This window comes from Bradyrhizobium agreste (assembly GCF_016031625.1).
Classification (GTDB): domain Bacteria; phylum Pseudomonadota; class Alphaproteobacteria; order Rhizobiales; family Xanthobacteraceae; genus Bradyrhizobium; species Bradyrhizobium agreste.
The window spans coordinates 144,297-155,929 of sequence record NZ_JACCHP010000004.1 but is presented as its reverse complement, the minus strand read 5'-3'; the positions used below and the strand labels follow the sequence as shown (position 1 = coordinate 155,929).

Here is an 11,633-nt window from a genome sequence, read left to right as displayed (position 1 = left end):
CCGCGTCCTCTCTTTGGTGGCCGCTTATGTCGGCCACATGCCGACGCAACCCTCGCTTTCACTCCACCTTCACGCGCTCGAACGGAGCCGCCGCGACGCTCGCCTGCACCCGGTCTTTGGCCGCCCCCACGCGGTGGCGTCGTTGCACCAGGTACTGATCGCCGAGGACGCCGGCCAGGATCACCGTTCCCATCACCGCGAAATTGAGCGAGCTCGGAATGCCCAGGAGGTTGACGAGATTCTGCAGCACCTGGAGCAACACGGTGCCGAGCACGACGCCGACGATCGAGCCTTCGCCGCCGCGCAAGGAGCAGCCGCCGAGCACGGCGGCGGCGATGGCGTAGAGCTCGTAGAACGAGCCGTGCACGGCCGGCGATATCGAACGGGTGTACATCGCGATCAGGATTGCCGAAAACGCAGTCAGCCCGCCACAGATGACATAGGCCGAGACGATCACGCGGTTGGTACGAATGCCGGAATAGCGTGCCGCTTCCTCGTTCTTGCCGACGGCAAAGAGATAGCGGCCGAACACCGAGCGGTGCAGCACCACCCAGGCGATCACGGCCACCACGGCAAGCGCCACCACGCTGTGCGGCAGCGGGAATCCGAGCACGTTGGTGCGGCCGGCGGCCAACCATTCGAGCGTCGGAAAACTCGCGCCGAAGCCGAAGCCTGCCGTCGCATCTTCGGTGTAATAGCGCGCCGCGCCGCGGTAGATCAGGAGACCGCACAGCGTCACCACGAAAGGCTGGATCCGCATCCTGGTCACCAGCGCGCCATGAACGAGGCCGATCACGAGCCCCGCCGCGACGATCATCGCAAGGGCTACCACCCAGTTGACGTCGTGATTGACGATGAGGTCGATGAACAGGACGCCCAGCAGTGCGATCACCGAACCGACCGACAGCTCGATCCCGCCGATGATGATGATGAAGGCTTCCGCAATGGAGAAGATGCCGAACAGCCCGATCTGATTGGCGGTGTTCGAGAGATTGCCGACGAACAGAAATCTCGGATTGATCAGGGCGACGACGGTCCCGACCACCAGAATCAGAACCAAAAGGCTCAGGTCTTTCTTGCTCAAGGTCCCTCCGCCTCGATTGTGTGGCCGACGGCAAGCTGCAGTACATTGTGCTCACTGAATTGGCTGCGATCAAGGAAGCCCGAGATGGCGCCTTCATGCATGACCGCGAGCCGGTCGCTGACCCCGATCACCTCTTCCATGTCGCTGGAGATCATCAGGATCGCCACGCCGGCATCGGTCAGGCGGCGCAGCATGCCGTAGATCTCCTGCTTGGCTCCGACATCGACCCCGCGCGTCGGCTCGTCGACGATCAGGACCTTCGGCCGCATCGATAGCCATTTGGCGAGCACGACCTTCTGCTGGTTGCCTCCCGATAGAGAGCCAACGGCGGTCCTGACGTCGGGCGCGCGGATCTTGAGGCGCTCCCGCTGACGCACCGCATTGTCGTTCTCGCGCGCGGTATCCACCAGCCAGAAGCGCATATAGGACGCCAGATCCGGCAGCGAGATGTTTTCGGTGATCGAGACGTCGAGCAGCAGGCCCGCGCCCTTGCGGTCCTCCGGAACGAGATAGATGCCTTGTTCGATGGCAGCCCGTGGGCTTGCGATCCGGATCGGCTCGCCATCGAGTATTATCGCGCCGTCACGCAATGGGTCGATGCCGAAGACGGCGCGCGCGAGCTCGGTGCGGCCGGATCCGACGAGACCGGCAAGTCCGAGGATCTCGCCGCGGCGAACCGACAGACTCACGGCGCGGCCGGGATAGGTGTCGGTGACGGCATCGACGATATCGAGGACGCTGTCGCCGGGCGGCGCGGCCGGCGGAACGTAGAGCGATTTCAGGTCGCGGCCGATCATCAGGCGGATCATCGCCGCCGGCGAGAGCTCCGCACGCGTCAGTGCACCGACCACGCGGCCGTCGCGCAGCACGACCGCACGGTCGGCGCACTGCATCACCTCGTTGAGCCGATGGGTGATGAAGATGATGCTGACCCCGTGGGCTTTCAGGCCGGCCACGGTCCGCATCAAGCGGTCCGTCTCGGCGAGCGTCAGGCTCGAGGTCGGCTCGTCCATGATGACGAGCCGAGCATCGAGCGAAAGCGCCTTCATGATCTCGACGAGCTGGCGCTGCGCCAGCGACAGTTCGGCGAGCGGGGCATCGGCCGCGAAATCGCAGCCCAGCCGCTCCAGCAGCGGAGCGACATCGGCATACATCCGTTTGCGGTCGATCAGCCGCAAGGGCCCGCCGTGCACGGGCTCGCGGCCGATGAAGACGTTGCCGGCGACATCGAGATTGTCGAAGAGGTTCAGTTCCTGATGGACGAAGGCGATGCCCGCCTTGATCGCGTCCGCCACGGTGAGCGAGCCTCGCGCGGTGCCGTCGACACGGATGACGCCGCCGCTCGGCTCCACGACCCCGCCGAGCACGCGCATCAGCGTCGACTTGCCGGCGCCGTTCTCGCCGATCAGCGCAATGACCTCGCCGGGCGAGACCTGGAGACTGACGTGGTCGAGGGCGACCACGCCAGGATAGCTCTTGCTGATGTCAACCAGTTCGAGAAATGGTTCTGACATGGCAGGCTGCGGGGCGGGCAGCGGGGATACCCCTATTTCTTCAGCATCTGCTTCATCGAGGCCATGAAGTCATCGACATTCGCCTTTTCGATGACCTTGCCGGGCACGATGATGATGCCGTTGGCCGGAATGCCGGACTTCTCGCCGCTGATGTAGTTCGCCATCAGCTTCATGCCCTGATAGCCCCATTCGAACGGCTGCTGCACCACCGTGCCGACGATGCTGCCTTCCTTGACGCCGCCGAGCGTAATCGGATCCTCGTCGAAGCCGATGATCTTGATCTTGCCGAGCTTGCCGGCCTCCTTGAGCACCTCGTAGATCCGCGGCGTGTTGTAGGAGTAGAAGCCGACGAGGCAGCTCACATCGGGCATGGCGGCGAGGATGTCCTCGACGTTGCGCTTGGCGCGGGTCTGGTCGATCTCGTCGCCGCGAACGTCGACGAGCTCGACCTTCGAGCCCTTGATGGTCTCCTTCACGCCTTCGATGCGCTCGCGCGCATTGTCGGCGCCGGGCAGGCCGACGAAGCCGACGCATTTGCCGCCGTTCGGCAGCGCCTTGACCATCAGCTTTCCAGCCTCCTTGCCGAGGTCGGTGTTGGAGGAGCCGATATAGGCCACGCGCTTGGATTGCGGCGCGTCGCTGTCGGTGGTGAACAGCACCGTCTGAGACGCAACCTTGTTGAGATGCTCGGTCTGGTTCTTCGGATCGACCGCGCTGACCATGATGCCGGCGGCACCGGCGGCGACGAGGTCGTCCATCACGCGCTGCTGCACGGCCGCCGCGGCCTGTTCCGGATATTTGAACTGGAGGTCGTAGTTGGGTAGCTCGCCCTGGGCCTTCTTCATCCCGGCCTCGGCGATCTTCCAGAAATCGGATGCGCCATTGACGACGAAGGCCAGAACCTTCTTGTCCGCCGCACCGGCCGAGCCGACCCCCGCTGCAATCGCGAAGGCAACAGACACACCCGCAACCAAGAGACGCTGCATATCATCCTCCCCAAAGGCGGTCGGCCCTTTTCGATGGCCAACTCTGCTTGAGCCCAGATTGGGCGCATGCCCCACCCCCAGCGGCGCGGCAATCAGCCGCCACCCGCATCGTTGCGGCAGAGGCGGGTCAACGACCCGGCCGGCGAGGTGAAATGAGGCACGTACCTCAAGCTAGCAGAAGCCCGCCGCGCACGCAATTGGAAGCAACGGCCTGGACGTCAACCGCCGCGCTCAGGCTGGTGTCGCCGGTCCCACGGCAGCCTTTTCGGGCAATCCGCAACCCGGCCGCGCCTTTAACCGATTGGAAACCATCACAAATGATCCGAAAATTGTAACGAAACTCTCCGGCCGTTTCCGCGTCGGTTCGCCGGAGGGCCCGTCTGATGACAGATCGCCAGGTGAGAGAGCAGGAATTTAAGATTGCGCGTTACCGGCATCTGGAGCGCGAGGTGACCGATCCGCTTGCAGCGAGTCTGCTTCACAGCATCATCGAGGAGCTCGAGGCCGAGCTGCGCAAGGAAAGACCGGATTGGCACGGGCCCGGTCATTAACCGTTTGTTGGCGCTGATGATGCCAATTGTCGGCGTGGGAACACCAAGGAGGCTGCTCCCATGCTGAAGGACGGCAGCTACGCGGCATGGTACAAGACGCCGATCGACCAGGGTACCGGGATCGTCCATGTCGCAGACGGCCAGATCTGGGGCCGTGACAGCCTGATGACCTATCACCTGCGAGGTCGATGGTGACAGCTTCACCGCAATCGTATTGACGAAGCGGCACACCGAAGGTCGCGCCACCGTGTTCGGCAACGATCATGAGCTGACGTTGACGATCGAAGGAAGCTGCCCTGGCAAGATCGCGACTTACACCGCGACGGCACCTCAGGCGCCGGGCATGATCCTCCACGGAACGCTCATTCTCACGGAACAAAAGCCGCCCGCACCTGAACCACCAGGGCAGATGCCGGCATTCAATCCCGACAAGCTGCCGAAATTGCCGAAGCGCGCGCGCTGAACGCAGCGCGCCATGTTCCTGAGACGAAGCTACCCCAGGAAACCGGCGAGATCGGAATAGATGACGTCGGCCGTACGCTGATAGTGCTGCTGAAGCAGATGCACGGCCCGCTCACTGTCCCTGCCGAGAACCGCCTGCAAGATATCGCTGTGCTCGGCACCGATCTTGCGCGCCGGATAGGCCTTCGCGATCGACATCATGCGATAGCGATAGAGCCGGTCGGCAAGCTGCTCGCAGAAGCCGAGCAGCGGCCGTGACCCGCAAAGTCCGATCAGCGTCGTGTGGAAAGCGCGGTGCACCTTCTCCCAATCCGGATTGTTCTCGAATGTGTCGGGCTTGAGCGAGCGCGGCGTGCGATCGAGCCGGTGATGCGCAACCAGCAGAGCCTCTTCCCAGGTCTGGGTCGCATTCTGCATGGATTCGCGAAGCGCCAGGCCTTCGACCCAGCACCGCGTCTTGGTCAGCTCCTGCAGCTCCTCCTTGCTGACGTCCTTCACATAGAAGCCGCGCTGCTCCATGCCGACGACGAACTCTTCGGTGGTCAGGCGGTTGAGCGCCTCGCGCAGCGGCGTCTGCCCGACATTGTATTGCTCCATCAGGAAGCGCGACTGGAGCTTTCGTCCGGGCTCGAGCCGCGTCGTCAGGATGTCGGCCTTGAGGCGCGCGTAGATCGTGGTCGCCAGCGTCGCCGGCTGGTCATCCCTTTGGCCGTCAGTGCTCATCGGCATCCATCAGATTCTCCAGTACTTATGTACATTAGCATAGCGCCAGCCATCTATTTATAAATTTTTGCTTTACGTGCTACTTTTTACATATTAAGGGGTGACGTTCGTGTCCCCTGACAAGGAAGCCAAATGTCCGCCTTTCCGGTGACGGCCCTGCGCAGCGTCGAAATCACGACGCCGCAGCTTGTCGGCTCGGTCGAGTTCTACAGCAAGGTCTGGGGCCTCGACGTCGCGGCGGAAGCGGGCGGCACCGTGTACCTTGCCGCAACGGGCAGCGACTTCCACGTCCTCGAGCTCACGCCGGGCGAGGCGACATCGCTCCGCAAGATCAGCTTCCGCACCCGCTCCCATGACGATCTGCACCGCTTGTTCGCGCGTGCGCGGCAAGCCGGCTGCGAGGTGATCAGCTCGCCCGCGCTGTCGCCTGCGCCGTCGGGTGGGGCGAGTTTCGTGGTCCGTGAAGCGCAGGGATGCGTCATCGAGTTCGTTCATGGCGATCGTACCAAGCCGGCGCGCGTGATCGCCGACCGCCCCGAGCGGCTGGCGCATGTCAACATCAACAGCGCCGACATCGAAAAGCTCTCGGCCTTCTACCAGGAGACGTTGGGGTTCAGGCTATCGGATCGGTCCAAGCTGATGGCCTTCCTGTGCTGCAACAGCGATCACCACGCGATCGTGCTGGCGGAGGCCCCCCGCAACGGCCTCAATCACGTCGCCTTCCTCATGCCTGACCTCGAGTCCGTGATGCGCGGCTCCGGCCGCATGATCGATCATGACTATCCGATCGGCTGGGGCGTCGGCCGCCACGGTCCGGGCGACAACGTGTTCGCCTATTTCGTCGACCCGGCAGGTGTCGTGATCGAATACACAGCCGAAGTCTTGCAGATCGACGACAGCTACGTCGCGAAAGGTCCGAGCGATTGGGTCTGGCCTCCGGGACGGACCGATCAATGGGGCATAGCCCCGCCGAAATCGGAGGCCTGTAAGACGGCGCAGCTCGCCGTTCCCTTCGCGACGGCGCGCGCATGACGGATACGGCTGCCGCCCTCGACTGCGACGTGCTCGTCGTCGGCTTCGGGCCGACCGGCGCCGTCGCCGCAGGCCTGCTCGGCCGCCTCGGTCATCGCACCCTCGTCATCGACAGGCTCACCGACGTCTACAACAAGCCGCGCGCGATCGCGCTCGATCACGAGATTTTCCGTCACCTCGACAATATGGGCCTTGCAGATGCAATTTCGCCCTATATCGAGCCATTCACCGCATCGGAGCATTTTGGCGTCGACGGCCAGCTGATCCGGCGCATCGACATGGTCGCAAAGCCCTATCCGCTCGGCTACACGCCGAGCATGGTGTTCAGCCAGCCCGCGGTCGAGGCCGAGCTGCGCCGCCACGCGACCGGTTTTTCCAATGTGCGTGCCGAACTCGGCGTCGAGCTGCTCGGTCTCGTTCAAGCGCCCGATCGCGTCGAAGCATGCCTGAAGAACAGTGATGGACAGAACCGCTCCGTGACGGCGCGCTACGTGCTCGGCTGCGACGGCGCATCGAGCACCGTGCGTCAGATCGCAGGTCTCGCGCTCGAGGACCTCATCTTCGATGAGCCCTGGCTGGTGGTCGACGTCCGCGTGAACGAAGACGCGCTTGCACGCCTGCCGCAATGCTCCGCGCAATTCTGCAATCCGGCGCGCCCCGTGAGCTTCCTGATCGGCCCGAAGAACCATCGCCGCTGGGAGATCATGCTGCTGCCGGGTGAAGACGGGCGGCAGATGGAGCGGCCCGAAAATGTCTGGAAGCTGCTCGCGCCCTGGCTCACGCCACAGGACGGGGAATTGTGGCGGGCAGCCTCCTATCGCTTTCACGCGCTCGTTGCCACAGAGTGGCGCAACGGCAGGATCCTGATCGCCGGCGATGCCGCGCACCAGCAGCCTCCCTTCATCGGCCAGGGCATGTGCCAGGGCCTGCGCGACGCCACGAACCTCGTCTGGAAGCTGGATCACGTGCTCAAAGGCGTCTCCTCCGACGGCCTGCTCGACAGCTACGGGATCGAACGGAAGCAGCATGTCATCGAGCTGACCGGCAAGATCAAGGCCATCGGCCAGTCCATATGCGAACGCGATCCGGCAGCCGCCCGGCGGCGCGATGCGCAAATCCTCGCCGACGGCAGCGGCAAGCCGCAGCGTTTGACGCGGCAGGAAATCATTCCGCCGCTCCGCGCAGGGTGCCTGTCACAGCACGAGATGCCCGCACGTGGCACGCTGTTTCCGCAGCCGCGCATCGCGAGGGGCGGTGCCGCTCGCTTGCTGGACGAAGTGACCGGGACCGGCTGGCGCGTGTTGATCGACGGCCGCAGCGATGATGCCGCTTTCATGCTCTCGCTCTGTGCCGCGCGCCCGGACGTATCGGCGGCGGCTGTCGTGCCTGCCGGCGCGGGTCTGCCAAATGCCCTTGAAGAGACCGAGGGCGTGCTCGCGAATTGGTTCGACCGCCACGGTGTTGTTGCCGCAGTCGTGCGACCCGACCATTACGTCTTCGGCACGGCGCGCAATGCCTCCGGGCTCGGTGATCTCCTGCGCGAGATCGAGTTGCGTCGTCGCGACGTCCGACCAACACAAGATTCCCGATCTGAAATGGAGAGAACACCGTGAAGCTTGCCACCGTGTCGATTGACGGCCGTACCACCTGGGGCATCGTCGAAGGCGAAAGCTTTTTCGATGTCGGAGCTGCGCTCAAGGCGCGCTATGCCGATCTCAAGGCCGCCATCGGCGCCGCCTTCGCCGGCGTTGCGGATGCAAAGACCTCCGTCGCTGGCGTTCCGATCTCGAAGGTCACCTGGCTGCCGGTCGTCCCGAACCCGGACAAGATCCTGTGCGTGGGCCTGAACTACGAGACCCACCGCAAGGAGACGGGCCGCGCCGAGGTCGATCACCCCACCATTTTCTCGCGCTATGCCAACAGCCAGACCGGACACTTGCAGCCGATCGTGCGGCCGCGCGTCTCGACTGATCTCGATTTCGAAGGCGAACTTGCGGTCATCATCGGCAAGGCGGGACGTTACATCTCCCGGGCAGATGCCATGGATCATGTCGCGGGCTACTCCTGCTACAATGACGGCAGCATTCGCGATTTCCAGCGTCACACCCATCAATTCACGCCGGGCAAGAATTTTCCGGATACCGGCGCGTTCGGGCCCTGGATGATGACCCCGGACGAGCTCGGTCCGCTCGGCGAGCTCAAGCTCCAGACCCGCCTCAACGGGCAAGTCATGCAGGAAGCCCTGATCAAGCAGATGATCTTCGATATCCCGCGCCAGATCGAATACTGCTCCACGTTTACGCGGCTCGAGCCCGGGGACGTCATCGTCAGCGGAACGCCGGGGGGCGTCGGCGCGCGGCGCGAGCCGCCGCTCTGGATGAAGCCTGGCGATGTCGTCGAGATCGAGGTCGAACGCCTCGGCGTGCTCAGGAATGTCGTCACAGACGAAGCCTGATCGAGCGAGCTGCTGCCGGCCGCGGCTGCTTCGCGCGAACGACCAATAATGGCCCGCAAAGCGGGATCTTGAGGGAGGAACACCCATGTCCGGATTATCCCGTCGTCTGCTGCTCGCCGGCGCCGCGCTTTGCTGCTCTCTTCCAGCCTTCGCGCAGTCATGGCCGCAGCGGCCCGTGACCGTCGTCGTGCCTCAGCCGGCGGGCAACAGCCCCGACGTGATGTGTCGCCTCATCACCGAAAAGCTCTCGCGGACCTTCGGGCAGCAGTTCGTCGTCGAGAATCGTCCGGGCGCCGCAAACCTCGTCGGCACGCAGTCGGTCGCCCGTGCCGCTCCGGACGGCTACACATTCCTGTTCGCCACATCGGCGGCGCTCGTCACCAATCCCTACACGTTCAAGAAGCTCCCCTACGATCCCGTGAAAGACTTCGTGCCGGTCGCGATGGTGGCCAAGAGCAACCACGTCCTTCTCGTCAATCCCGAGGTGAAGGCCAATACGCTGCCCGAATTGATCAAGCTCGAAAAATCGGCGCCGGGCTCGTTGAGCCTCGCCGTCGACGGTGCGCGCAACCTCTCGGGCCTGATCGCTCAAGCCATTAACAAGAGCGCCGGAACCGGCTTCGTCCTCATTCCCTACAACACGACCACGAATGCGGTGCAGGACGCCATCTCAGGCCGCGTCCAGGTGACGATCCAATCGGCCTCGATCGCCGAGGCCTTCATCAAGGCGGGTACGCTCCGACCGGTTGCGGTAGCAGGTTCCAAACGGATCGACTCCCTGCCGGACGTTCCCGCGATTGCTGAGATGCTGCAAAGCGTCGATCTCCAGGGCTGGTTCATGTTCATGGCGCCGGCCGGTACTCCCGCCGACATCGTCGCGAAACTGAGCGCCGAGATTGCGCGCGCCCTGGAATCGTCCGATGTGCGCGAGCGCGCGCCGACCCTCGGCTTCGATGTCCGTGTCGGCGATGCCGTGACGGCGGCAGGCGCCAAGCGCTTTCTCGACGACCAGCTCGCCTCGTCCGGCAAGATCATCCAGGGGCTCGGCATCGAGCCTGAATAGGCGCTTCCGGAGCCGGCGCTTCTGCATTTTTGCATCGTCAACGCCTGCCCCACTGCTTCTCAAACTGCCCCTGACTTGCCATTGTACGGCTGCAACAACCATCGCGGGGGCAGCATCACATGTCGGACAAGATCTCGCGTCGCCAGCTCGCTGCGCTTGCGGGACTGTCCGCGGCAGCAATCGCACCCCCCTTGGAAGGCGCCAACGCCGAGCCGGCGGCAGCGGCAGCAGCATCGCGCGACAGCGGTTTTCCGGCAGGCTTTCTCTGGGGTACGGCGACCTCGTCCTATCAGGTCGAGGGCGCGGTCGAGGAGGACGGGCGAGGGGTCTCGATCTGGGACAAGTTCGTCCGCATCGCCGGCAAGATCGAGGACGGCACCACCGGCGACCGCGCCAACGAGCACTATCACCGCTACCGGGAGGACATCGCCCTCATCAAGGAGCTCGGCTGCAAGGCCTATCGCTTCTCGGTAGCCTGGCCGCGGCTGTTTCCGGACGGCGACGGCAAGCCCAATCCGAAAGGGCTCGACTTCTACAATCGTCTCGTCGACGAGCTCCTGAAGAGCGGCATCGAGCCGTGGCTGACCCTCTATCATTGGGACCTGCCGCAATCGCTCGAAGACCGCTTCGGCGGCTGGCGCTCGACCGAGACCTGCAAGATCTTCGGCGACTACGCCGCCTATGTCGCCGAGCACCTCACCGACCGCGTCGGGAACGTGTTCACGCTCAATGAGAGCGGGCGCTTCGTCTATTTCGGTTACGGCATCGGCATCGACGCGCCGGGCCTGAAGCTGCCGCAGGCCGATGTCAACCAGATCAGGCACAACAGCGCGCTGGCGCACGGGCTCGCGGTGCAGGCGGTGCGCGCTCACGGCCGCCGCGGCACCCGGGTGGGGCCGGCGGAGAACATCGATGCCTGCGCGCCTGCGTTCGACACGCCGGAAAACGTGCGCGCCGCGGAGATCGCGCTGCGCGAGATGAATGCCGGCTATCTCAACGTCATCATGACCGGCCGCTATACCGACGCCTTCCTGAAATACGCCGGGCCCAACGCGCCGAAATACACCGATGCGGAGCTCAAGATCATCTCGTCGCCGGTCGACTTCCTCGGCCTCAACATCTACGCGCCGCAGAACTATGTGGTGGCGTCCGACCAGGGCGCGGGCTTCAGGCCGCTGCCGATCCCGAAGTCGTTCCCGCACATGAATTCGGACTGGCTGCGCGTCGGGCCCGAGACGATCTATTGGGTGCCGAAGCTGGCGGCGAAAATCTGGAAGACGGATGCGATCTATATCAGCGAGAACGGCACCTCCGGCGACGATGTGGTGTCGCCCGACGGCAAGATCTACGACACCGACCGCATCATGTATTTGCGCAACTATCTCGCCCAGCTCCAGCGCGCCACCGACGAAGGCGTGCCGGTGCGCGGCTATTTTCTCTGGAGCCTGATGGACAATTTCGAGTGGGTGTACGGCCTCAACAAGCGTTTCGGGCTGTACCACGTCAATTTCGACACCCAGGTCCGCACGGCAAAACTCAGCGCCAGCTATTATCGCAACGTGATCGCGAAGAACGCGGCGGGGGCGTAGCTATTCTCCCTCTCCCCGTTCTTACGGGGAGAGGCAGGGTGAGGGGGACTCTCCGCGAGTCCGGCTGCCACCGAGTTTGTGGAAGCTCCCCCTCACCCGGATTTTCCGCTGGGCGTAAAATCCGGCCTCTCCCCGCACGCAGGGAGAGGCCAAGAGGGCAGCGCGCATTGACTC

10 protein-coding genes and 1 pseudogene are annotated in these 11,633 nt (G+C 64.1%); 7 read left to right on the top strand and 4 right to left on the bottom strand.

All coding sequences use genetic code 11. The annotated features are described in order from the left end of the window. Positions 1 to 58: 58 nt before the first annotated feature. Genes HZZ13_RS07665 through HZZ13_RS07655 form a run of 3 tightly spaced genes read right to left on the bottom strand, consistent with a single transcriptional unit; the run spans position 59 to position 3,584 of the window. A complete protein-coding gene (locus HZZ13_RS07665; protein WP_197959029.1) occupies positions 59 to 1,084 on the bottom strand; it encodes an ABC transporter permease in 1,026 nt (341 codons plus the stop codon). Continuing rightward, positions 1,081 to 2,598 (bottom strand): sugar ABC transporter ATP-binding protein, encoded by a 1,518-nt coding sequence (locus HZZ13_RS07660; protein WP_197959028.1) that lies wholly within the window; start codon positions 2,596 to 2,598, stop codon positions 1,081 to 1,083. The genes HZZ13_RS07665 and HZZ13_RS07660 overlap by 4 nt, the downstream gene beginning before the upstream one ends. Positions 2,599 to 2,630: 32 nt before the next feature. Beyond that, positions 2,631 to 3,584, bottom strand: coding sequence for a sugar-binding protein (locus tag HZZ13_RS07655; RefSeq protein WP_197959027.1), 954 nt, complete (start codon positions 3,582 to 3,584; stop codon positions 2,631 to 2,633). Between the two features lie 383 nt (positions 3,585 to 3,967). Between HZZ13_RS07655 and HZZ13_RS07650 the strand changes: the two genes are divergently transcribed. Next, positions 3,968 to 4,135 carry a hypothetical protein gene (locus HZZ13_RS07650; protein WP_197959026.1) on the top strand — a complete coding sequence of 56 codons (168 nt, stop codon included), beginning with the start codon at positions 3,968 to 3,970 and terminating at the stop codon, positions 4,133 to 4,135. A gap of 60 nt (positions 4,136 to 4,195) precedes the next feature. Beyond that, positions 4,196 to 4,598: pseudogene (locus HZZ13_RS37345) on the top strand (hypothetical protein). Positions 4,599 to 4,627: 29 nt separating this feature from the next. Here the strand turns inward: HZZ13_RS37345 and HZZ13_RS07640 are convergent. After that, positions 4,628 to 5,320, bottom strand: coding sequence for a GntR family transcriptional regulator (locus HZZ13_RS07640; RefSeq protein WP_197959176.1), 693 nt, complete (start codon positions 5,318 to 5,320; stop codon positions 4,628 to 4,630). A 132-nt stretch (positions 5,321 to 5,452) separates the two neighbouring features. On the opposite strand from HZZ13_RS07640, the gene HZZ13_RS07635 reads away from it, so the two are divergent. The 5 genes from HZZ13_RS07635 (at position 5,453) to HZZ13_RS07615 (ending at position 11,459) form a co-directional block, all read left to right on the top strand. Further along, complete coding sequence (locus HZZ13_RS07635) at positions 5,453 to 6,352, top strand: VOC family protein (protein ID WP_197959025.1); 900 nt, start codon at positions 5,453 to 5,455, stop codon at positions 6,350 to 6,352. Next, positions 6,349 to 7,965 carry a bifunctional 3-(3-hydroxy-phenyl)propionate/3-hydroxycinnamic acid hydroxylase gene (locus HZZ13_RS07630; RefSeq protein WP_197959024.1) on the top strand — a complete coding sequence of 539 codons (1,617 nt, stop codon included), beginning with the start codon at positions 6,349 to 6,351 and terminating at the stop codon, positions 7,963 to 7,965. Before HZZ13_RS07635 ends, HZZ13_RS07630 begins: the two co-directional genes overlap by 4 nt. Continuing rightward, positions 7,962 to 8,807, top strand: coding sequence for a fumarylacetoacetate hydrolase family protein (locus HZZ13_RS07625; RefSeq protein WP_197959023.1), 846 nt, complete (start codon positions 7,962 to 7,964; stop codon positions 8,805 to 8,807). The genes HZZ13_RS07630 and HZZ13_RS07625 overlap by 4 nt, the downstream gene beginning before the upstream one ends. An 85-nt stretch (positions 8,808 to 8,892) precedes the next feature. Further along, positions 8,893 to 9,870 (top strand): Bug family tripartite tricarboxylate transporter substrate binding protein, encoded by a 978-nt coding sequence (locus HZZ13_RS07620; RefSeq protein WP_197959022.1) that lies wholly within the window; start codon positions 8,893 to 8,895, stop codon positions 9,868 to 9,870. 119 nt (positions 9,871 to 9,989) lie between these two features. Then, the gene (locus HZZ13_RS07615; RefSeq protein WP_197959021.1) at positions 9,990 to 11,459 is read left to right on the top strand and encodes a GH1 family beta-glucosidase; all 1,470 of its coding nucleotides are present in this window, start codon (positions 9,990 to 9,992) and stop codon (positions 11,457 to 11,459) included. Positions 11,460 to 11,633: the final 174 nt, after the last annotated feature.

Bases quoted from the DNA above. Each gene is read 5' to 3' on its own strand.
- HZZ13_RS07660 (WP_197959028.1), bottom strand. From the start codon at position 2,598: ATGTCAGAACCATTTCTCGAACTGGTTGACATCAGCAAGAGCTATCCT.
- HZZ13_RS07655 (WP_197959027.1), bottom strand. From the start codon at position 3,584: ATGCAGCGTCTCTTGGTTGCGGGTGTGTCTGTTGCCTTCGCGATTGCA.
- HZZ13_RS07650 (WP_197959026.1), top strand. From the start codon at position 3,968: ATGACAGATCGCCAGGTGAGAGAGCAGGAATTTAAGATTGCGCGTTAC.
- HZZ13_RS07640 (WP_197959176.1), bottom strand. From the start codon at position 5,320: ATGAGCACTGACGGCCAAAGGGATGACCAGCCGGCGACGCTGGCGACC.
- HZZ13_RS07635 (WP_197959025.1), top strand. From the start codon at position 5,453: ATGTCCGCCTTTCCGGTGACGGCCCTGCGCAGCGTCGAAATCACGACG.
- HZZ13_RS07630 (WP_197959024.1), top strand. From the start codon at position 6,349: ATGACGGATACGGCTGCCGCCCTCGACTGCGACGTGCTCGTCGTCGGC.
- HZZ13_RS07620 (WP_197959022.1), top strand. From the start codon at position 8,893: ATGTCCGGATTATCCCGTCGTCTGCTGCTCGCCGGCGCCGCGCTTTGC.
- HZZ13_RS07615 (WP_197959021.1), top strand. From the start codon at position 9,990: ATGTCGGACAAGATCTCGCGTCGCCAGCTCGCTGCGCTTGCGGGACTG.